Genomic DNA, 21897 nt, shown 5'->3' with positions numbered 1-21897 from the left:
AGATTGACCGTACTCTTCCGATCAGAGCGGTGCAAGCCGCCTGACTGAACCCGGAAGACGCTGATAGACGCGATACGTACGATGTCACAAAGACGACTTGTTGGCGGTTTGATTGGCCGTTTTAGCCAGTCGACCGCAGCAGGCTAGTCGCCTAAAGTGATCAACTGCTCGTGACGGGCACCGGGGTCCCATCACGAAGTGTCTTACTGCTGATCGTCCGGCTGCTTTTTAGGCTTTTTGTGTGTAGTGGGCGCTGGCGTGTCAGAGGAACTGGAATCCCCGCCCTGCATCTGCGAGCGCATCGCCTTGGCGGCTTGCGCGGCCAGTGCAGCCTCACGACGCGCGGCGCCAGCGACCTTGCTCTGTGCCGCGGCGAGCTTCTTCGCCTGATCAGCTTCGGCGCGCGCCTGATCGGCCGCTTGTGACGCTGCCTCACCCTGCTGCTGCAGGCGGGCAGACTCTTCCTGCGCCAGCTGGTATTGCACGCGCTGACGCTCCAGTTCGCGCCGCGCTATGTCAGCCTCATTACGGCTGTTGTCGAGCAGAATCTGATCATGTTCACGATCCAGTTGGGTCGACTTGACCTGGGCATCCTGCAACTGTGCGGCGGCCTTGGCCAGATCGACGCGACGCTCGGCGAGATAAAGATCGTGTGGACGATCGCGCGATTTGGCCTGCGTGAGCCGATTGATGGCATCGCGGGCGCGCGCCTGCTCCGCCTGGGCATAGTTGCCCAGAGTCGGGTCATTGGCTAGCTGGTCAAGGCTGCCGGTCAGCCGATTGATGTCGATGTCATCGTTCTTGCTGGCGTAAGCACCTGTAGCGACCAAGGCCATCGCCAAAGCGGCGAAAGTGACGGTAAATCGCCTCATGGGTGGCCTCCTTGGTTGGTAGCATCGGGATTATTGGGGTCGACCGGCTGACCGGATGACGGCTGGGGCAGCGTCTGATCGGGCAAGGTCTGATCGGGCATCGTCTGGAAGCCACCGCCCTGCGACGGTTGGGAAAGAGCCGACGAAGAGGGCGCTGGCATGTCTGCCGGGGCAGGTGTCGGAATGCTGCTGGAACTCGCGTTGGCCGGATCGGCCTGCATCTGTTGCTGTTGCTGCTGCAACTGCTGTTGTTCCTGCTGCTCCCGCTGCTCGGCCGCGGCCTCGACCTGCTGGCCCTCCGCACGCAGGCTGGCGTTGTCCTGCGTCTTGTTCTGGATCTGTGCCCGTGCCGCGCCTAATCGCGCCTTGGCAGTGGCCAGTTCGGCATCGGCACGCGATTCTTCCGCCAGATTGGTCGCATCGGCATATTTGCGATCGGCGAATGCCGCTTGCGCCTGCTGGAATTTGTCCTGCGCAAAACCGAGATCAACCGGGGCATAGTCCGCAGCACCCGCGTCACGTGCCGTCTGCAGGCGTGACTGAGCCTCATTCATCGAATCATTGGGCGGCGGCGCCGAGGCGCAGCCGCCCAGCGTCAAAACCAGCGCCAGCAAGGCGCTTGCTGCCGGAAGGCGGCCCAGGGAGCCGGCCGTTCGGGAAAAGATGTGCACCATCACATTCCTCATAGAGTGTCGCGTCGTATTGTGGGCGGGCATAATCCATTATTGCAACGCGCAATTTCTCGACACATGGCCTTGATGCATCATTTGCACGCACAATGCGTGCGTAATGACTCGGAAACAGACGCCATCGTAACTGGCGCATTCATAACAGAGGCTACACGTGGATATCGGTTACTTCCTCAAGCTTATGGTAGACAAAGGTGCGTCGGACATGTTCCTGACGACCGGCGCGCCGGTAAACATCAAGGTCGAAGGCAAGCTTTATCCACTCGGCAATACCGGACTGCCGGCCGGCATGGTCAAGAAGATCGCCTATTCGCTGATGGACGAAGGCCAGGTGCCACAGTTCGAGCGCACGCTGGAGCTGAACATGGCACTGGCGGTCAAGGAAGCCGGCCGTTTCCGCATCAACGTGTTCAAGCAGCGCGGCGAAGTCGGCATGGTCATCCGCGCGATCAAGAGCGAGATTCCCAGCATTGACCAGCTGCAGCTGCCGAATATTTTCCGCGACCTGATCATGGAGCCGCGCGGACTGATCCTGGTGGTTGGCGCTACCGGTTCAGGCAAATCCACCACGCTGGCGGCGATGATCGATCACCGCAACATCAATACACCGGGCCACATCCTGACGATCGAGGACCCGATCGAGTATCTGCATCGGCACAAGAAGTCGATCGTCAACCAGCGCGAAGTGGGCCTGGACACACACAGCTATAACGAGGCGCTGAAAAACGCGATGCGCGAGGCGCCGGACGTCATCATGATCGGTGAGATCCGCGACACCGAGACGATGGAAGCGGCGATCGCGTTTTCCGAAACCGGTCACCTGTGCCTGGCCACGCTGCACTCGAACAATGCCGATCAGACGCTGGAGCGCATCCTCAATTTCTTCCCCGAGGCGTCACACAAGAACGTGTTGATGAATCTGGCGCTCAATCTGCGCGCGGTGATCAGCCAGCGTCTGGTGGTGGGCAAGGACGGCCGCCGCATTCCCGCCGCCGAGGTACTGCTGAACACACCACTGATCCGCGACATGATCCGCCGTGGCCAGACCCACGAGATCAAGGAAGCGATGGATCGCAGCCTGCAGGAAGGCATGCAGACGTTCGATCAGTCGCTGTACCGGCTGTACAAGGACGGCCGCGTGTCTCTGGAAGAAGCACTCAATAAGTCCGATTCACGCGACGGCCTGTCGTTGAAAATCCGTCTAGCCGAGGGCGGCGGTACCGACAATCAGGAGTTGGCCGGTAACGATCCTTACGGTATGGGGTTCTAGAAACCGCTTAGGCAGGCGATGCAACCGGCGCATCCGGCTGGGCTTCCGGCGCCGCCCGCTGAAACGCTTCCAGCGCGTTGCATTCCCCGTAGATCCGCTGCAGCGTCGGATACTCTTCCAGCGACAGCTTCCAGCGCAGTGCGTTATAGAACTGCGGCACCAGACAGGCGTCGGCCATGCCGGGCACGTCACCGTGACAGTAACGACCGGTGGCTGCATTACCGGCCAGCATGGTTTCCAGCGCGCTGAAGCTCACGGCGATCCAGTGCCGTGACCACTCAACCCGCTGCAGTTCATCGACATTGAGCTGCGACTGGAGATACTGCAAAACGCGCAGATTGCCGATCGGATGGGCGTCACTGGCCACCGTCATGGCCAGCGCCCGCACCCGCGCCCTGCCCCGCGCATCGGCCGGTAGCAACGCCGTCTCGGGGTGGGTTTCGTCGAGGTATTCCATGATGGCCAGCGACTGCGTGATCACCCGCTCGCCGTCGAGCAGCGCTGGAACCAACTGCTGCGGATTGATGGCCTGGTAATCCGCGGCGTGCTGCTCGCCGCCGTCGCGGATCAGGTGCACCTGGCGTGACTCGTAGCTCAATCCTTTCAGATTCAGGGCGATGCGCACACGATAGGCTGCGCTGGAGCGCCAATAGTCGTAAAGCACAAGGCCCATCGTCGTTACCTGCTGCATGCCAAAAATGCAGTTTAGCCAAGCCGGAGCATGGATACGCCTGCCTGCCACGCGTCGTTTTCGGCGCCATGCCCTGGCACGCGGTTTGCATCGACTCCGATGGCGGCCGACAATAGGCGGCTGACGGCTGTCTACAGCCCTCCCTATTTTCACTCTCGAACTGCTACCGGAGTTACGCCGTGTCCGTCATCCGCATGAGCGACCTTGATTTGCGCGACCAGCGCGTGCTGATCCGCGAAGATCTGAATGTCCCGATCGACGACCACGGCCACATCACTTCCACACAGCGGCTGGATAGCTCCTTGCCAACCATCGTGGCGGCCCGCGATGCCGGCGCACGCGTGATGGTGCTGTCGCATCTGGGACGGCCGAAAGAAGGTCGTTTCGATGCCGAATCCTCGCTGGCGCCCGTTGCCGAATGGCTGAGCAAAAAGCTCGGCGCACCGGTGCGGCTGGTGGCGGATTATCTCGACGGCGTTGAAGTGGCCGCAGGGGAAGTGGTGCTGCTGGAAAATTGCCGCATGAATATCGGCGAAGGCAAGGACGACGAAACACTCGCCAAACGCTATGCCGCGCTGTGCGACATCTTCGTCATGGACGCGTTCGGCACCGCGCATCGCGCGCAGGCATCCACGCATGGCGTGATCAAGTTTGCACCGATTGCTGCCGCTGGTCCGCTGCTGTGCGCGGAACTCGATGCCCTGGGTGAGGCACTGGAACATCCCGCGCATCCACTGCTGGCGATCGTGGCAGGCTCCAAGGTATCGACCAAGCTGACCCTGCTCGAAAATCTCATCGGCAAGGTTGACCAGTTGATTGTCGGCGGCGGCATCGCCAATACCTTTATCGCGGCCATGGGTCACTCGATCGGCAATTCGCTGTACGAGCCGGCGTTGATCGACGCCGCCAAGAAAGTGATCGCCGATGCCAAACGCCGCAAGGTCGATCTGCCGATGCCGGTCGATGTCGTTGTCGCAACGGAGTTTTCCGCCAATGCCACCGCGACGGTCAGGCCGGTGCATCAGGTGAAGGAAGACGAGATGATTCTGGATATCGGGCCGGAGACTGCGGCGCGCTACGCCGAGCTGATCGCCAAGGCCGGCACGGTGGTGTGGAACGGTCCTGTCGGCGTGTTCGAGTACGACGCCTTCGGCAAGGGCACCGAAACTCTAGCGCGCGCAATCGCTGCATCGCCAGCATTCTCGATCGCTGGCGGCGGCGATACCCTGGCAGCCGTCGAAAAGTACGGCATTGCCGATGATGTGTCGTACATCTCCACCGGCGGCGGTGCGTTTCTCGAATTCCTGGAAGGCAAGGAATTGCCGGCTGTCACCGCGCTCAAGACCCGCGCAGTCAAGTAATGCTCTGCCTGTTTGACCTCGATGGCACCTTGATCGATTCCGAGCACGGCATCGTCGCCTGCGTGAAGCATGCGCTGGCAAAACTCGACGTGCCGGCGCCACCGCAGGAGGAACTGCGCGAGTGGATCGGGCCCCCGCTGCGAACCAGCTTCGCGCCGCTGCTGGATCACGATCCTATGCGTATCGAGGCGGCGGTCGAGCATTACCACGAGCGCTTTCATCCCGACGGCTGGCGTGAGTACGACATCTATCCCGGTATCGAGCTGCTGATACAGCGCTTGCTGACGGCGGGTCATCGACTCGCTCACCAGCAAGCCGCAGCGGCACGCCGCGCCGATCATCGCGCATCTGCCGTTCGGCGATGCGTTTCTACGCATGTATGGCCCGCATCCGAACAGCGCGCACAGCGAAAAGGCCTCGATGATCGCCGCCGCGCTGGCAGACTTTGACGCCGATCCCGCCGATACGGTGATGGTTGGCGATCGCCGCTATGACATCGAAGGCGCCGTGACCAACGGCGTGCGCGGCATCGGCGTACTGTGGGGCTTCGGCAATCGCAAGGAACTGGAACTGGCCGGCGCCGCGGCGATTGCGGCAGCGCCAGCCGAACTGGATGCGCTGCTGCGTCCGTGAACCGTCGCGCTCACGACGGGGCATGCCAAGATCGCTGCTATCGGCTTAGCCCGAAATGATCCGACGCACCGTTGCGATCACCCGCTCAACATCCGCATCGGTCAGTGCCGGTGACAGCGGCAGGCTTACTGTCTGCCTTCCCAATCGCATCGCATGCGGCCACTGCTCTGGGCGCCAGCCAAAACGCTGCTGGTAATACGGGTGTTCGGGTACCGACAGATAGTGCACGCCGGTGCCGATGCGCGCCGCGTTCATCGCATCGAGAAAGCCATCGCGCGTGATGCGGCATCGCGCGGCATCGACCATCACGGTGTACAGGTGGAAACCATGGTGCGTATCGGTCTCGGGTTCGGCCGGCAATTCCAGCGGCAGATCGGCCAGCGCCTGCTGATAGAACGCCCAGATCGCGCGGCGGCGCTGCCAGTGTGTTTCTACCTTGGCCAGCTGATGCAGGCCGATGGCCGCCTGCAAATCCATCATGTTGTATTTGAAACCGCACTCGACCACTTGGTAATGCTTGTAGCCAGCATCACCAAAACGATGCCACGCATCCTTGCTCATGCCGTGCAGGGCGAGAATGCGTGCGCGTGCAATACGATCCTCGTCGCGCCCCAGAATCATGCCGCCCTCGCCGGTGGTCACATTCTTGGTGACGTAGAAGCTGAAGCAGCCGAAGTCACCGAACGTGCCGGCCGGCCGGCCGTGGTATTCGGTTTCGATGGCATGCGCACAATCCTCGATCACGACCAGGCTGTGCTTCTCGGCAATGGCCATGATCGCGTCCATGTCGCACGGCCGCCCGGCGAAATGCACCGGCACGATGGCCCGCGTACGCGGCGTGATCGCCGCCTCGATCGCCGCCGGATCGATGTTCTGCGTGCGCGGGTCGACATCGGCCATCACTGGAGACAATCCGGCATGCAGGATCGCATTGACCGTGGCGCAGAACGTCAGCGGCGTGGTGATGACTTCGGCGCCCGGTTCCAGCGACGCGGCCACCATGCTCACGTGCAGCGCTGCGGTGCAGGAATTGACCGCAGCGACCTGGCTGGCTTGCACGCGTCGATAGGCGGCGAAATCCTTCTCCAACTGCGCAACGCGCGGACCGGTACCGAGCCAGCCCGAGCGCAGGCAGGCTTCGACCTCGGCGATTTCTTCCTCGCCGATCTTCGGCGCGCCGAAGACCAGGAAAGGTTCCTCTGTTGAATCGCTCATGCGAACCAGAAACCGAATTTCAATGAGTGACTAGTTTTACACACTCACTCAGCCAGCGACCCGCTTCACCGCATCAACCACGTTAGGCGTAGTGATACCAAAGTACTCATACAGCTGCGGTGCTGGCGCAGATGCACCGAAGGTGGTCATGCCGATCACTTCGCCATCCAGGCCCACGTATTTGCGCCAGTAGTCGGCGATGGCGGCCTCCACCGCGACACGCGCACGGCACCACCCGGGCAGCACGCCCTCGCGGTATTCCAGCGGCTGTGCGTCGAATACCTCGGCACATGGCATCGACACCACGCGCACAGGCACGCCCTGCTGCGCCAGCGTGCGCATCGCCTCCATTGCCAGCTCCACTTCGGAGCCGGTCGCAATGATGATCGCCTTGAACTTCGTATCCAGCGGATCGGACAACACGTAACCGCCCCGTGCGATGTCGGCGACCTGCTGCTCGCTGCGCTGCTGGTGCTTGAGCGTCTGCCGCGAAAAGATCAGGCAACTCGGTGCGCCAGCGCGCTCGATCGCCAGCTTCCAGCACATCGCCGACTCCACCGCGTCGCACGGACGCCACAGGTGGTTGTTGGGGATATAGCGCAAGGTCGCCATGTGCTCGACTGGCTGATGGGTCGGGCCGTCCTCGCCAAGGCCGATCGAGTCGTGCGTATAGACATGGATGTTGTGCGCCGGAATCAGCGCGCTCATGCGCACCGCATTGCGCGCGTAGTCGGAAAACACCAGGAAGGTGGCATCGTACGGAATGAAGCCGCCATGCAGGGCGACACCATTGGCGATCGCCGTCATGCCGAACTCGCGCACGCCGTAATGCACGTAATTGCCGTCTTTCTCGCTGATGTCGATGCTGCCTTTCCACTTGGTGAGATTGGAGCCAGCCAAGTCAGCCGAGCCACCGAGCAATTCCGGCAGCAGCGGGCCGAACGCATCCAGCGCCATCTGCGATGCCTTGCGCGAGGCCACTTCTGGGCCTTCGCTCTGCATCTTCGCCACATAGGCATGGGATTTTTCGGCCCAGTCAGACGGTAATTTCCCTGCGAGGCGGCGCTTCAGTTCTACCGCCAGTTCAGGGTGATCTGTGGCATAAGCGTCAAAAATCTTGTTCCAGTCCTGCTCACGCTTGGCCCCGACCTCTTTCGCATTCCACGCCGCATAAATGTCCGCAGGAATTTCAAACGGTGCGTGATGCCAGTCGAGCTGATCGCGAGCGGCGGCAATCTCGTCCTTGCCCAGCGGGGCGCCGTGGCTTTCTTCCTTGCCCTGCTTGTGCGGCGCGCCGAAACCGATGATGGTCTTGCAGCAGATCAGCGTCGGCTTGTCGCCCTGTGAGGTAGCCTGGATCAGCGCCTGCTTGATCGCCGCAGCGTCGTGGCCGTCGACATGACGGATCACGTTCCAGCCATAGGATTCGAAGCGGGCCGGCGTATCGTCAGTGAACCAGCCGTGCACTTCGCCGTCGATCGAGATGCCGTTGTCGTCATAGACCGCCACCAGCTTGCCGAGCTTCCAGGTACCGGCCAGCGAGGCAGCTTCGTGTGAGATGCCTTCCATCAGGCAACCATCGCCGAGGAAAACGTAGGTGTGATGATCGACCACCGCATGGCCGGGGCGGTTGAAGTGTGCTGCGAGCGTCTTCTCTGCCAGCGCGAAACCCACCGCGTTGGCCAGACCCTGACCGAGCGGGCCAGTAGTGGTTTCCACGCCCGGCGTTTCGTTGGCTTCGGGATGGCCGGCGGTCTTGGAGTGCAGCTGGCGGAAACGCTTGAGCTGCTCGATCGGCAAATCGAAACCTGTGAGATGCAGCAGCGCGTACTGCAGCATCGAGCCATGGCCGTTGGACAACACGAAGCGATCGCGATTGACCCACTTCGGGTTACCCGGATTGAACTGCAGGAAGTCGTTCCACAGCACCTCGGCGATGTCGGCCATACCCATCGGCATGCCCGGATGGCCGGACTTGGCAGCCTCGACGGCGTCCATAGCGAGGGCACGCACGGCGTTGGCAAGTTCGCGGCGGGTAGTCATCAGCAGATCTCCAGAAGGCTCGGCAAAAAATGAATTGTCGCCGATCAGCTAATCGCTGTCGCCAATCCGATCCGATCCGGTGCACTGCCTCGTTGTCGTAGCAGCGGTGCAAACGGGCGCCATCACGCTCACTGCACACGGGCATTGCTGCGGGACAACAAAAAATCAGCGAATTAACTCATCCTTAATTTCTCCAAATCGGATATCGCTTGGCTTCAGGCTTCCAAGTGTTAAATGCATGTTGTGCGATCCCCGCGCACGACCGTTGAACGCATCCCCAGGCGCTCTACGGGTTGTTGCCTAAAACCAAGCATAAGAATTTAAGAAGAGGTGTTCCCCATGAAAAAGACATTACTCGCCCTCGCCCTCGTCACCACGGGTCTAGTAGCCGCTCCTGTCTTTGCACAAGATGCGGCCCCTGCCAGCGGCAACTATCAGTCCAGCCAACCAGTCGGTAGCGGTAACTGGTTTGTGGACCTCAGCGCTGGCCGCACCGACGGCTACAGCAAGAACAGCGACTTCGGCAGCGGCTTCAGCAATGGCTCTGGCAGCCTCTTCAGCAACAAGAACGGTCGCCGCACTGGTTACAACGTGCTTGGCGGTTACCGCTGGAAAGTTGGACCGGATCTTGGTCTGGGTCTAGAAGCCGGTTACACCGATCTGGGTAATTACAAGCTCAGCAATCTGACCAGCAGTGGATCCGTCAACCAGAGCAGCAGGGAAAACGCGTTGCGCGGTTGGCAGCTGGGCGCGAACGGTCGCATCAACTTGTTGCCGCAGTGGTATATCAGTGCACACGGCGGCTACTTTCATGCCAATAACGATGGCGGTGCCTATAACGACACCGTTAGCCAGGATCTCTTCCATGGTGGCGATCGCGGCGGCTTCTACGGTGGTCTCGGTACCGGCTGGGATATCAACCAGCACTTCGGCGTAGGCGTGAAGTACGACTACTACCATGTGTCGGCCGGCAACATTTATGACACCCCGACAAACTCGAACTTCGCAGTGCGTCGCTCGACCGGTATCGTGTCGGTGGATGCCGAGTATCGTTTCTAAGCAACGCTCTTCACAGCACCAGCAAAACGAAAAACGGGCGCCTCAGGCGCCCGTTTTTTATCCCTCGTTTTGTACGAAGAGCGACATCGTTACTTGATGTTCTCCCTGATCCAGCGCCTCCAGACTGTTGTCGCGCCTCCAGACAAGCATCTGCAAGTCCTTAAAAAAGCTTGACATTAACGATGGCTTAATTCTGCACTTAACGGTATTGAAACTCTTCAGGTGCATTCCCATCTAATGCACCAGCACCGCCTAGAGCAGGTGCGCCGTTTGCGTTCAACCGAACCCCCGGAATCGCAGACGGACCCAAAAAATTAGGAGTACACCCCGATGAAAAAGACATTGTTTGCTATCGCACTCGCCACAGCCGGCGTTCTCGCCATCCCTGCAGTCTTTGCGCAAGACGCCAGCACCACTGACAGCAGCACCACACAGTCGGGCTGGAAGTCGCATTCCGGTTGGTATGTTGATGGCGACCTTGGCGCCAGCCGCGCCAATGACAATCAGACCTATCGCAAGGCCAACTATGCCGGTTCACTAACCGGTGGCTACCGCTGGGCCGTAAGCCCGGACATGTCGGTCGGCGCCGAGCTGGGTTACGTCTACCTTGGCAAGTTCGACGCAAAATCCAGCGCGAATGACGCCTATCTGGCGAACGGCGGCACTATCGGTGACTCGCGCTCGAGCCTGCGAGGCCCAACCCTCGGTGGCGCGATGCGTCTGAACTTCACCCAAGCCTGGTATATCAACCTGCGCGGTGGTGTGTTCGATGCGCATGGTTCGACGCTGTCTGAAGATACCGAGTTCCCTGTGCGTCGCAGCTTCTCCAACAACATCGGCTACTACGCCGGCGTGGGTACGGGCTGGGATATCAACCGGAATTGGTCGGTCGGCGTCAACTACACCTACTACGGCGTCAACCGCGACCAGAGCCTGACCAACGGCCAGTTCGCCGGCACCCGCGTCGGTCTTGACACCAACACGCTGACTGCCAGCGCCGAGTACCGTTTCTAAGAAGTACCCGCAAAAGGGCGTCAGGGATTTCGATGACGCCCTGATATCTAAAGAGCAAAAAAAACGGGCGCCTGAGGCGCCCGTTTTTTATCTCGCTTACGAAACCAGCAGGATAAACGACCGAATTACTTGGCGTTCCACTGACCCAGCGCCGCTAGGCCATTGTCGCGCGCGCGCGCATGCACGGTCTTCTGGGCTTCGGCGTAGTTCGCCTTCATGTCTTTCGCCCACAGCTTCAGTGCCGCCTGCTGCATGGCACGACCGTAGGAGAACGACAGCGGCCACGGGTGCGGCCCGATGCGGTTCATCGCGTTGAGGTGTGCCGTGGACTGCTCGTCGGTCTGGCCACCGGAGAGGAACACGATGCCCGGCAGCGAGGCCGGCACGGTGGTCTTGAGCACGCGCACGGTAGCCTCGGCCACTTCCTCGACGTCGACCTGCTCGTCGGAATCCTTGCCTGGAATGACCATGCTGACTTTCAGAATGGTGCCTTCCAGCATCACGTTCTGCTCGTACAGCGCATTGAACAGGCTGCGCAGCACGGCTTCGTGCACCTCGTAGCTGACTTCGATGCTGTGGTCGCCGTCCATGATCACTTCCGGCTCAACCATCGGCACGATGCCCGCTTCCTGGCACAGCGCAGCGTAGCGGGCCAGCACGTGGCAGTTGGCTTCGATGGCGGTGGAGCTGGGGTTGTCTTCGCTGATGTTGATCACCGCGCGCCACTTGGCGAACTGTGCGCCGAGCTTGGCGTATTCCTGCAGGCGCTCGCGCAGACCATCGAGACCTTCGGTGACCACATCACCGGGGAAGCCGGCCAAAGGCTGCGGCCCCTTGTCGACCTTGATACCCGGAATGATGCCGGCCTTCTTCATGATCTGGGTGAACGGCACGCCGTCCTTGGTCGACTGACGAATCGTCTCGTCATACAGGATCGCGCCGGAAATATGCTCGGACAGGCCCGGCGTAGTCAGCAGCAGCTCGCGGTACGCCCGACGATTTTCTTCGGTATTTTCGATGCCTACGGACTCGAACCGCTTGGCAATGGTGTTGGTCGACTCGTCGATGGCGATGATGCCCTTGCCGGGCGCAACCATCGCCAATGCGATGCTTTCGAGATCTTCAATACTCATGATGACTCCGTAGTGCGAAGGCGATGCGTGACCGCAAAAAAGATAGCCGCTTCGGGGTGGAAGCGGCAGGGTTCAAGACGTGAATTATAGGCCAGATTGGCGAAACGGACGTGTCGGTGGCTCAGCAACGGGCCTTTTAGCCCGGCGACGGCTTGCTTACTGGTTGTATCCGGGCAGCTTGCAGGCATCCATCAGCGTCTGGCGCTGTGCCTTGTCGTCGGGCGAATTGAACGGCACGACGTAATAGGTATCCACCGGATCACCATCGTGGTTGGTCAGCGACGGGCCGTAGCGAAAATTGGAAACCGCGCTGGCCGCGGCCGGGCCCAGATCGCTGCGCGGTACGACCTTGGCCACCTTCACGTTCATCGGAATGCCGCCCGAGCCCACGGTGTAAGTCACCGCCACGCAGCCGGGCTTGTCCAGATTCAGGCCGCTGTTGGGTGCGTCCATCTGCACATTGGTGTTGAGCAAAATCCAGTAATGAAACAGATTTTGCGGGTCGATTCTGTGCGACTGCGCCATCGCGGGCGCGGCGCACCCAAGAGCCAAAGCCAGCAACAAACCCTGAGCTAGCGGGCGAAATATCGATTTCATGGCGATCTCCTCGGTGGGGCGCTGGGAAGCGTGCGGTCAGAGTGTAGCCGTCTCTTCGATGCACGACACACCACCCTGGAAAAGATCAGGAACCCCTCAAGTCATCACAGATCTCGCAGGCTTTCGACCATCCCTTCTGCGCCGACCGAAAGCAGTTTGAGCGTATTGGTACCACCACCCTGGCCGACGTGGTCACCATGGGTGAGCACCACGCGATCACCCTCACTCAACTTGCCCTCGCCGAACAACTGCTGCACGGCGGCGCGTGCGGACGATGCACTGGTCAGGCCGACGTGGTTGAACTTGACCGGCTGCACATCGCGCAGCATCAGCATGCGGCGGCGCGCATCGTCGAACGGCGACAACGCGTAGATCGGCACCGCGCTGCGGTAGCGCGACAGCCACTGCGCCGTGGCGCCGGACTCGGTCAGTGCGACGATCGCGCGCACACCCAACTCGCTGGCCAGCAGCATGGCCGCCAGCGCGATCGCCTGGTCGGTACGGTCGATTTTGCGATCAAGCCCAGTGAGATCTTCCTTCGGTTCGAACTGACGTTCGGCGCCGAGGCAGATTCGGCGCATGGCCGCCACCGCCTTGTCGGGATGGGCACCGGCGGCGGTTTCTTCCGACAGCATGACGGCGTCGGTGCCGTCGATCACCGCGTTGGCGACGTCGAGTACTTCAGCACGGGTGGGAATCGGCGAGCGCACCATCGACTGCAGCATCTGCGTGGCGGTGATCACCGCACGGTTTCGCTGCACCGACTCGCGGATAATTTTTTTCTGCAGACCGGGCAATTCGGCGTCGCCGATTTCAACACCCAGATCGCCGCGCGCCACCATAACTACATCGGACGCGTCGATGATCTCGCCCAGCACCGGAATCGCATCGGCACGCTCGATTTTCGCCACCAGCGCGGCGTTTCCACCGGCATCGTGCAGCAGCTGGCGAGCCTGATTCATATCCGCGGCAGAGCGTACGAACGATACGGCCAGAAAGTCCGCGCCGATCTCGGCGGCCAGCTTGATGTCGTTGCGATCCTTGTCCGACAACGCCTCCACCGAAAGCCCACCGCCCTGACGGTTCAGCCCTTTGCGATCGGACAGCTTGCCGCCGATCTGCACGAGGCAATGAATGTCCGCACCCTGCACGGTGATCACGTCCAGCGCGACCAGGCCATCGTCGAGCAACAGCACGTCGCCCGCTTGCACGTCATGTGGCAGACCGTAGTAGCTCACGCCAACGTGGTCGAGATTGCCCGGAGCCGCATCGGGCCGGCACTCCAACACAAAGGTGGCGCCCGTTTGCAGCTCGATCGGGCCATTGGCGAAGCGCTCGATGCGAATTTTCGGGCCCTGAAGATCCGCCAGGATGCCCACTTCCCGTCCCACTTTCGCTGCCGCTTCGCGCACGGCAATAGCGCGAGCCCGATGATCATCGGGTTGCCCATGCGAGAGGTTGAGTCGGACTACATCCACCCCCTCGCTAATGATGCGCTCCAGCATGCCGGGTGCATCGGTAGCGGGCCCCAGGGTGGCAACGATTTTGGTACGACGTGTCTGCGTGAGTTCGTTTGTCATCCGGACAACTTAGCAATTTCGACGCAGGGTTGCCACGATGCAACGCCACAACTGGCCACTTCCACGCCTTTTCATAAAGCCGGATGATAAAAAATATCACCGCACGTACACCGCCGACACACTTGAGTACAACTGCACCGAGGCGCTGGCCTTGTCCACCGGCTCAGTTCGACAGCGCCTCGTTCAACACTTCAGCCAGACGCACACCACCCTGCTCCAGGCGCGTCTGAATCACCGGCCACGCCTTCTGCTGGTAACGCTGCGACCATGCATCGCCTGAGGGCTTGTCGATATCGACATAAGCCACATCCTGCGCCAGCTTGTGCGATTCGTCGGCCCAGACGATCGAGGCGTCGACGATCTGCGGTAGCAGGTTTTCCGTTGCCCACGCTGCGCGCTGGGTCGGCGTGATGGCCGCATCCAGCGTCATCGCATCCGCCTGCACAGCGGCGTGATCGAACGTGTAATGCGGCCCGGGTTGAAGGCTGAGTGCCTGCCGGATAATGCCGCCATCCCAGATGGAATGCAGATTGGTACCTTTGCCGAAAAACTGCACCTGGACCGTGTTGCCGCCTTTGTCGTCATTGTCCTCGGCATGCAGGGGCTGATGAATGTCGCCAACCAGATGCACAACCCATTTCAGCGCGAGTAGTCTTGCCTGCGGCGTGGCCGTCTTGTCGGCCAGCACATGCGTGTTTTCATCCAGCTTGGCCACGATGCAGTTGCCCTGCACGCAGTCGCGCGTCGCGTCGTAGTTATCGGCCTTGAGCGGAATGTCGACGTAATGCCAGCTGCCGGTGCCGGGAAACTCCTTGCGATTACCGTCGGCCCACGAGGAAATCTGGTCCAGCCGATCGAATCCCTCCAGCTTGAGCAGTGAGGCGACTTCGGTCGCCGCCGCCGGATCCAGATGCGCCTGCGCGATATCGGCCACGATGGCATGCCCTTCCGGCCCCCAGGACATCGCCAGTGGGGCAGCCAGCCCAAGGAGACCAGCGCAAACCATGACCGCAAGGCGATTCGGACGCAGATTCATGAAGTTCGACCACAATAGAAACAGGTAGGGTTGGGAAGTCTGCCATACCCTGTGACAGCACTCGACCAGCACGTTCTTCCGATCACCCAGCGTGTGTACCGCCGTCCCGCCTGGATGCCCTGCTAGAATCAACAGTTCATTCAACGAGCTGCGCTGCGCGCGGGAGTTTCCAGCAATGACGATCAAGGTAGGCATCAACGGCTTCGGCCGCATTGGCCGCAACGTGCTGCGTGCAGCCGTGCAGAATTTCGGCAACGACATCGAGATCGTCGCCATCAACGATCTGCTCGAGCCGGACTACCTGGCCTACATGCTGCAGTACGACTCCGTGCATGGCCGCTTCAAGGGTGAAGTGTCGGTCGATGGCACCACATTGGTGATCAACGGCAAGAAAATCCGCCTGACCGCCGAGCGCGACCCCGCCGCGCTGAAGTGGGACGAAGTCGGTGCCGAGGTGGTGATCGAATCCACCGGTATTTTCCTGACCAAGGAAGGCGCGCAGAAGCATATCGACGCCGGCGCGAAGAAGGTGATCCTGTCCGCGCCGTCGAAGGACGACACACCGATGTTCGTCTATGGCGTCAACGACAAAAGCTACAAGGGCGAGGCAATCATCTCCAACGCCTCGTGCACCACCAACTGCCTGGCACCGCTGGCCAAGGTGATCAACGACAAGTGGGGCATCAAGCGCGGCCTGATGACCACCGTGCACGCCACCACCGCCACCCAAAAGACCGTCGATGGCCCGTCCAGCAAGGACTGGCGCGGTGGCCGTGGCATCCTCGAGAACATCATTCCCTCGTCCACCGGCGCGGCCAAGGCCGTCGGCGTGGTGATCCCCGAGCTCAACAAGAAGCTCACCGGCATGAGCTTCCGCGTACCGACTTCGGACGTGTCCGTGGTCGACCTGACCTGCGAGCTGGAAAAGCCAGCGACTTACGCCGAGATCTGCGCCGAAATGAAGGCCCAGAGCGAAGGCGCGCTGAAGGGTGTGTTGGGCTACACCGAAGACGCCGTGGTCGCTACCGATTTCCGCGGCGAAACCCGCACCTCGGTATTCGATGCCAACGCCGGCATCGCGCTCGACTCGACCTTCGTCAAGCTGGTGTCGTGGTACGACAACGAGTGGGGCTATTCCAACAAGTGCCTTGAAATGGTGCGTGTTGTCGCGAAGTAATCCGTCATAAGTTGCCAAAGAAAAAGCGCCCTTGCGGCGCTTTTTCTTTTTGTCCATGGTCGCCAGCTCTGAGTAAAAGCCTGCGCCTGGAGAGCCGGACTTTCTCTTTCGAAGTAGAAGCCTGATGAATTGACGCCGATTACTTCAGCACAGCCAGTGCGGCATCGTAATTCGGCTCGTTGGCGATCTCGCCGACCAGCTCGGTGTGAATCACCTTATCTTGCTCATCGAGTACCACGACCGCACGCGCGGTAAGACCAGCCAGCGGGCCTTCGGCCAGCGCAACGCCGTAGTTCTTGATGAACTCGTGCCCACGCAGCGTGGACAGGGTCACCACGTTGTCCAGGCCTTCAGCACCACAGAAGCGTGCCTGCGCGAACGGCAGGTCAGCGGAGATGCAAAGCACCACGGTGTTGTCGAGCTGGCTGGCGGACTCGTTGAAGTGGCGCACCGAGGTCGCACACGTCGGCGTATCCACGCTGGGGAAAATATTCAACACTTTGCGCTTGCCGCTGAAGTGGGTCAGCGTGACATCGGCGAGATCTTTTCCCACCAACTTGAATGCCGGGGCTTTGTCGCCAACGGCGGGAAAGGTGCCATCAACCTTGACCGGATTGCCGCGGAGTGTGACCTGAGACATGGGGGATTTCCTTGTAGGGAGAGGATTAGAAACAACGGGGAACGGATGAAACGCCACGATACCGCGTCGAGATGGCATACGCGCATCTAGACAGTGACGCGTTACATCAGTTCACCGCTATCAAGATTTCAGCGGGGCAATTCGCTGCTCAATCGCGCCGAAGATACTATGGCCGTCCGCGTCCGTGACATCGATACGCAAGCTGTCTCCAAACGAGAGGAACGGCGTCTTCGGCTGCCCGTCGCGCAGCGTTTCCACCGTGCGCTGCTCGGCCAGGCACGAGGCACCCTTGCTGGTGTCCTGATTGGCGATGGTGCCCGAGCCGACGATGGTGCCGGCGGTCAGCGGCCGCGTTTTCGCCGCGTGTGCCACCAGCTCGGCAAAATTGAACTGCATGTCGACGCCGCACTCGGCCTCGCCGAACCATGCACCGTTCAACCAGGTACGCATCGGCAAATGTAACTTGTCGCCCTGCCACGCATCGCCAAGTTCATCGGGAGTGACCAGCACCGGGGACAGCGCCGAGCGCGGCTTGCTCTGCAGAAAACCGAAACCCTTGGCCAGTTCGCCAGGAATAAGACCCCGCAGACTGACGTCGTTGATCAGGCCGATCAGCTGGATATGATCGGAGGCTTGCGCAGCGGTGGCTGCCATCGGCACGTCATCGGTGACCACCACAACCTCGGCTTCCAGATCGATGCCGCAATCCTCGCTGGGCACGATCACCGGATCGCGCGGTCCGAGAAAGCCTGCGCTGGTCGCCTGATACATCAGTGGATCGGTGTAGAAGCTGGCCGGCACCTCGGCACCGCGCGCCTTGCGCACGCGCTCGACGTGCGGCAGGTAGGCGCTGCCATCGACAAACTCGTACGCGCGCGGCAATGGCGATGCGAGCAGACTCATGTCGAGTGCAAAACTGCCGCCGGCCTCGCCGTCGTTGAGTTGCTCGTATAACGCGTTGAGCCGTGGAGCGCTGTTCGACCAGTCGTCCAGCGCGACCTGTAGCGTAGTCGCGATGCCGCCCGCTTTGACGGCCTTGGTCAGGTCGCGGCTCACCACGATGAGCGTGCCGTCGCGACCGCCTTCCTTGAGACTTCCCAGCTTCATAGTTTTCTCTCGACAGAGTGGATGGCGGCTTACGCCTGCAATGGATCGAAATGCTTGGCGATGCCTTGCCAGCATTCGTAATAGTTGCTTTGCCGCTGCGGCGAATCCAGCGCCTGCTGTACGGGCCGAATGACCTTGCGCGTCTCGAACATGAAGGCCATCGTGCCTTCGATCACGTTCGGTTTGGACAAATCAGCCGACGAAGCTTTCTCGAATGTGGCCGCATCCGGGCCATGGCCGCTCATGCAGTTGTGCAGCGACGCGCCGCCGGGCACAAAGCCCTCGGCCTTGGCATCGTAAACGCCGGCGATCAGGCCCATGAATTCGCTGGCTACGTTGCGATGGAACCACGGCGGTCGGAACGTATGCTGCGCCACCAGCCAGCGTGGCGGGAAGATCGCGAAATCCACGTTCGCGGTACCGACGGTATCGCTGGGCGACGTGAGTACGGTAAAGATCGACGGATCCGGATGATCGAAGCTGATCGAGCCGATCGTATTGAAACGGCGCAGGTCGTATTTGTACGGCGCGTAGTTGCCGTGCCAAGCCACCACGTCCAGCGGCGAATGATCGATCTTCGCCGACCACAGCGCGCCCTGGAATTTGGCAACGAGCTCGAATGCACCCTCAACATCCTCGTACGCCGCATGGGGCGTCAGGAAGTCGCGTGCGTTGGCCAGGCCGTTCGAACCGATCGGGCCGAGATCCGGCAGGCGCAGCAGTGCGCCGAAGTTCTCGCAAACGTAACCGCGCGCCTCGGCATCAAGCAGCTCGACCCGAAAACGCACACCTCGCGGAATCACCGCGATCTCCTGCGGCTCGATCTCCAACACGCCCAATTCGGTCGCCAGCCGCAACCTACCCAGCTGCGGCACGATCAGCAACTCGCCATCGGCGCTGTAGAAAAAGCGACCCTGCATCGAGCGGTTGGCTGTATAGACGTGGATGCCCACGCCCGCCTGTTCACCGGCTCCGCCATTGCCGGCCAGCGTCACCAAACCATCAATGAAATCGGTGGGTGCCTTCGGCAACGGCAGCGGGTCCCAGCGCAACTGGTTCGGCGTGGCCGGCGCTTCGTCGAAGCGATTGTGGAATGTGGTGTGCGGCAACGGCTGAAACGGCTCGTGCACGGCAGCCGGGCGAATGCGGTACAGCCAGCTGCGGCGATTGGTTTGACGCGGCGCCGTGAATGCCGTGCCGGACAGTTGCTCGGCATAAAGGCCATGCGCTACTCGTTGCGGCGAGTTCTGCTCAACCGGCAAGGTGCCGATGAGTGCCTCGGTAGCGAACTCATTGCCGAAGCCGGATTGGTAGGAAGAAGGCTTGCCGGTATCCATGGAGTACTCCGCAAAAGTAAGCATGTTGGAACATGCCGTGCCGACGATTTGTTTTTACACATCCAACTGCTGCTAACTTAAGCCTGCCGTGAGGTAGCGAACGGCATCACATCACATGAGGGGAAGTCATGTCGTCTCAGTTCACTCCGCCGCCGTATGGCGGCAATACCACGGATGTCTCCGATCTCGCACTGCCCCTGTCGATGGGCAAGGGCTGGATGAAGTTCGTCGGCATCATGAGCATTATCCAGGGTGCCTTTATCGCCCTCAGCATCATCGGCATCTTGATCGCCTGGCTGCCGATCTGGCTTGGCATCCTGATCATGCAAGCCGCTGATGCCATCGAGCGAGCCCAGCTTTCGGGTGACGCGGGTGCACTGAAAGAAGCGCTCGGCAAACTCAAGACCTATTTCGTGATTCAAGGCGTGCTGTATCTGGTCGGCATCGTGATCATGGTGCTGTACGTCCTGTTCTTCGGCGCCATGATGTTCGCGATGTTCAAGAACGGTACGTTCCCGCACTGATTCGGGAAGAAGCAGCGCGGCGCTGCCGCTCTGCTTTCTCGCGCCTTACAGGACGCCGCGCCGCTCCTGATCGCGCTCGATACTCTCGAACAGCGCCTGGAAGTTGCCCTCACCAAAACCCTCGTTGCCCTTGCGCTGAATGATCTCGAAAAAGATCGGTCCGATGTTGTTCTGGGTGAAGATCTGCAGCAGCTTGCGCTGCTTGGTTTCCTTGTCAGCATCGATGAGGATCTTGTTTTTGCGAAGACGCGGTACGTCTTCGCCATGGTTTGGCACGCGCAAGTCGATCACGTCGAAATAAGTATCCGGCGTGTCGAGAAACTCTACGCCCTGCTCGCGCATTTTCTCGACTGTGCTGTAGATGTCGTCGGTGAAGCAGGCGATGTGCTGGATGCCTTCGCCCTTGTAGGTATCGAGGTATTCGTTGATTTGCGACTTCGGATCGTTCGACTCGTTGAGCGGAATACGCACCACCCCGTCGGGGGCGGTCATCGCCTTGGACACCAGCCCCGTCTTGACGCCCTTGATGTCGAAGTAGCGGATCTCGCGGAAGTTGAACAGCCGCTCGTAATAGTCCGACCACTTCTGCATGTTGCCGAAGTAGAGGTTATGCGTGAGGTGATCGATGAAGGTGAGACCGAAGCCACCGGGGTTCTGATCGGCGCCAGCGATAGGCTCGTAATCCCCATCGTAGGTGCTGCCTGCGCTGCCGTAGCGATCGATCAGATACAGCATGCAATCGCCTATGCCCTTCACCACCGGCGCATCGACTGCCTTGCTGGCCGCCTTGTGTTCGATCTGCTCACCGCCGTTGCCAAGCACCGTCTTCAGCACGTCCGTGGCGGGGTGCTTGAAACGGATCGCAAAGCCGCAGGCGCAAGGGCCGTGGGCATTGGCGAAATCCGCGGCGAAGGAATCGGGATCTTCGTTGAGCAGAAAGTTGACGCCATTCTGGCGATACACCGTGATCGGTCGCGACTTATGCTTGAGCGCTGCACTGAAACCCATCTTGCGGAACAGCGCGTGCAACTCGCCGGCACGACCGGCAGGCGCAGCGAATTCCACGAATTCGAAACCATCGATACCCATTGGATTTTCGAAAGTGGTGACCTGCATGCCGAGATTGGGCTGTGCGTTCATGGCAAGCTCCTCATATCGATTACGCCATTCATGGCAATCTCCTAATGTGGATTACGCCATTCATGGCGCTCTCCTGCTATCCGTTGGATGATGGCGGAAACCTGCACAAGCATGCGCGGCCTTCCGCAAAGAATCTGCGTAGAACACGTTATAGTTACACATGAAACCATTTGCAAGGAAAATTGCAGCATGTCCGCCTCGACCAAACCAAAATTTGCGTCCGACAAACCGACAGTGGCCGAGCCAGCAGCAACCGCGACAACCCGCGAGCACGCACCGATCGAGCTGGAGAACTTCCTTCCTTACAGGCTCTCGATCCTCTCAAACACGGTCAGTCAGGCCATCGCAGACGACTACCAGCAACGTTACGATCTCGGTGTGACCGAATGGCGGGTGATGGCGGTGCTCGCGCGCTTCGATGGCTTGTCCGCACGCGAGGTCGCCGAGCGCACGGCGATGGACAAAGTGGCGGTCAGTCGCGCACTGGCGCGATTGGTCGGCGCCGGGCGGGTCAGCAGGCACATGCACCACAGCGACAAACGCCGCTCCGTACTCGACCTCACCGAAGAAGGCTGGGCCATCCACGAGGTAGTCGCCCCGATGGCCCGGCAACGCGAGCGCGAGGTGCTGAACAAGCTCGATGAGCAGGAGCGCATCTGGCTGAACCGCATTCTGGACAAGCTGCAGGGCTGACGCACTAAAACTGGCAGGAAACGGACCGCTGCTCGGCCGGCCAACCGGGAGGAGCTGGCTACCGGCAAAAGACCCATGCTTTCACC

20 protein-coding genes and 1 pseudogene are annotated in these 21897 nt (G+C 60.6%); 8 read left to right on the top strand and 13 right to left on the bottom strand.

What is annotated here, in order from left to right; all coding sequences use genetic code 11:
- Nucleotides 1-203: 203 nt before the first annotated feature.
- Nucleotides 204-872, bottom strand: a complete 669-nt coding sequence (locus HDE80_RS00930) for a hypothetical protein (protein WP_184666986.1) — start codon at nucleotides 870-872, stop codon at nucleotides 204-206.
- Complete coding sequence (locus tag HDE80_RS00925; protein ID WP_184666984.1) at nucleotides 869-1546, bottom strand: DUF4398 domain-containing protein; 678 nt, start codon at nucleotides 1544-1546, stop codon at nucleotides 869-871. The genes HDE80_RS00930 and HDE80_RS00925 overlap by 4 nt, the downstream gene beginning before the upstream one ends.
- 169 nt (nucleotides 1547-1715) lie before the next feature.
- On the opposite strand from HDE80_RS00925, the gene HDE80_RS00920 reads away from it, so the two are divergent.
- Nucleotides 1716-2831, top strand: a complete 1116-nt coding sequence (locus HDE80_RS00920) for a PilT/PilU family type 4a pilus ATPase (RefSeq protein WP_184601874.1) — start codon at nucleotides 1716-1718, stop codon at nucleotides 2829-2831.
- Nucleotides 2832-2838: 7 nt separating this feature from the next.
- Here the strand turns inward: HDE80_RS00920 and maiA are convergent, their stop codons facing one another.
- Entirely contained in the window at nucleotides 2839-3504 is a 666-nt protein-coding gene (gene maiA, locus HDE80_RS00915) for a maleylacetoacetate isomerase (RefSeq protein ID WP_184601873.1), read from the bottom strand.
- 197 nt (nucleotides 3505-3701) lie between these two features.
- Here maiA and HDE80_RS00910 point away from each other — a divergent pair, with 197 nt between their 5' ends.
- Nucleotides 3702-4883 (top strand): phosphoglycerate kinase, encoded by a 1182-nt coding sequence (locus HDE80_RS00910; protein WP_184666982.1) that lies wholly within the window; start codon nucleotides 3702-3704, stop codon nucleotides 4881-4883.
- Nucleotides 4883-5516, top strand: a pseudogene (locus tag HDE80_RS00905) (HAD hydrolase-like protein). The gene HDE80_RS00910 and the pseudogene HDE80_RS00905 overlap by 1 nt, the downstream one beginning before the upstream one ends.
- Nucleotides 5517-5561: 45 nt before the next feature.
- Here HDE80_RS00905 and HDE80_RS00900 read toward each other — a convergent pair.
- Both HDE80_RS00900 and tkt read right to left on the bottom strand, forming a co-directional pair.
- Nucleotides 5562-6731, bottom strand: coding sequence for a DegT/DnrJ/EryC1/StrS family aminotransferase (locus HDE80_RS00900; protein ID WP_184666980.1), 1170 nt, complete (start codon nucleotides 6729-6731; stop codon nucleotides 5562-5564).
- 48 nt (nucleotides 6732-6779) lie between these two features.
- Nucleotides 6780-8774, bottom strand: coding sequence for a transketolase (gene tkt, locus HDE80_RS00895; RefSeq protein WP_184601869.1), 1995 nt, complete (start codon nucleotides 8772-8774; stop codon nucleotides 6780-6782).
- A gap of 339 nt (nucleotides 8775-9113) precedes the next feature.
- Here tkt and HDE80_RS00890 point away from each other — a divergent pair, with 339 nt between their 5' ends.
- Complete coding sequence (locus HDE80_RS00890) at nucleotides 9114-9833, top strand: porin family protein (RefSeq protein ID WP_184666978.1); 720 nt, start codon at nucleotides 9114-9116, stop codon at nucleotides 9831-9833.
- A gap of 330 nt (nucleotides 9834-10163) precedes the next feature.
- Complete coding sequence (locus tag HDE80_RS00885; protein WP_184666976.1) at nucleotides 10164-10847, top strand: outer membrane beta-barrel protein; 684 nt, start codon at nucleotides 10164-10166, stop codon at nucleotides 10845-10847.
- Nucleotides 10848-10972: 125 nt separating this feature from the next.
- Here the strand turns inward: HDE80_RS00885 and HDE80_RS00880 are convergent, their stop codons facing one another.
- The 4 genes from HDE80_RS00880 to HDE80_RS00865 all read right to left on the bottom strand — a co-directional run bounded on the left by HDE80_RS00880 (nucleotide 10973) and on the right by HDE80_RS00865 (nucleotide 15193).
- Nucleotides 10973-11980 (bottom strand): class I fructose-bisphosphate aldolase, encoded by a 1008-nt coding sequence (locus HDE80_RS00880; protein ID WP_184666974.1) that lies wholly within the window; start codon nucleotides 11978-11980, stop codon nucleotides 10973-10975.
- Nucleotides 11981-12136: 156 nt separating this feature from the next.
- Entirely contained in the window at nucleotides 12137-12577 is a 441-nt protein-coding gene (locus HDE80_RS00875; protein ID WP_184601865.1) for an energy transducer TonB, read from the bottom strand.
- A gap of 104 nt (nucleotides 12578-12681) precedes the next feature.
- Nucleotides 12682-14157, bottom strand: a complete 1476-nt coding sequence (gene pyk, locus HDE80_RS00870) for a pyruvate kinase (protein WP_184601864.1) — start codon at nucleotides 14155-14157, stop codon at nucleotides 12682-12684.
- 163 nt (nucleotides 14158-14320) lie between these two features.
- Nucleotides 14321-15193 (bottom strand): S1/P1 nuclease, encoded by an 873-nt coding sequence (locus HDE80_RS00865; RefSeq protein ID WP_184601863.1) that lies wholly within the window; start codon nucleotides 15191-15193, stop codon nucleotides 14321-14323.
- A gap of 175 nt (nucleotides 15194-15368) precedes the next feature.
- Here HDE80_RS00865 and gap point away from each other — a divergent pair, with 175 nt between their 5' ends.
- Entirely contained in the window at nucleotides 15369-16370 is a 1002-nt protein-coding gene (gap, locus tag HDE80_RS00860) for a type I glyceraldehyde-3-phosphate dehydrogenase (protein WP_184601862.1), read from the top strand.
- Between the two features lie 139 nt (nucleotides 16371-16509).
- Here gap and tpx read toward each other — a convergent pair whose 3' ends face one another.
- From tpx to hmgA, 3 genes are all read right to left on the bottom strand, one after another.
- Nucleotides 16510-17010, bottom strand: coding sequence for a thiol peroxidase (gene tpx, locus HDE80_RS00855; RefSeq protein WP_184601861.1), 501 nt, complete (start codon nucleotides 17008-17010; stop codon nucleotides 16510-16512).
- 120 nt (nucleotides 17011-17130) lie between these two features.
- Nucleotides 17131-18117, bottom strand: coding sequence for a fumarylacetoacetate hydrolase family protein (locus HDE80_RS00850; RefSeq protein ID WP_184601860.1), 987 nt, complete (start codon nucleotides 18115-18117; stop codon nucleotides 17131-17133).
- A gap of 29 nt (nucleotides 18118-18146) precedes the next feature.
- On the bottom strand, nucleotides 18147-19454 hold the full coding sequence (gene hmgA, locus HDE80_RS00845) for a homogentisate 1,2-dioxygenase (RefSeq protein ID WP_184666973.1): 1308 nt from the start codon (nucleotides 19452-19454) through the stop codon (nucleotides 18147-18149).
- A gap of 128 nt (nucleotides 19455-19582) precedes the next feature.
- Here hmgA and HDE80_RS00840 point away from each other — a divergent pair, with 128 nt between their 5' ends.
- Nucleotides 19583-19978, top strand: a complete 396-nt coding sequence (locus tag HDE80_RS00840; RefSeq protein WP_184601858.1) for a DUF5362 domain-containing protein — start codon at nucleotides 19583-19585, stop codon at nucleotides 19976-19978.
- Between the two features lie 45 nt (nucleotides 19979-20023).
- On the opposite strand, the gene hppD is transcribed toward HDE80_RS00840, so the two are convergent.
- Nucleotides 20024-21118: a 4-hydroxyphenylpyruvate dioxygenase gene (hppD, locus tag HDE80_RS00835; protein ID WP_184666971.1), complete on the bottom strand. Its 1095-nt coding sequence runs from the start codon at nucleotides 21116-21118 to the stop codon at nucleotides 20024-20026.
- Between the two features lie 189 nt (nucleotides 21119-21307).
- Here hppD and HDE80_RS00830 point away from each other — a divergent pair, with 189 nt between their 5' ends.
- Entirely contained in the window at nucleotides 21308-21811 is a 504-nt protein-coding gene (locus HDE80_RS00830) for a MarR family winged helix-turn-helix transcriptional regulator (protein ID WP_184601856.1), read from the top strand.
- Nucleotides 21812-21897 lie beyond the last annotated feature (86 nt).

The sequence above is a fragment of the Rhodanobacter sp. A1T4 genome, from assembly GCF_014207185.1.
GTDB lineage: Bacteria > Pseudomonadota > Gammaproteobacteria > Xanthomonadales > Rhodanobacteraceae > Rhodanobacter.
The sequence above is the reverse complement of the archived record's forward strand: the minus strand, read 5'-3'. Positions and strand labels throughout refer to the sequence as shown.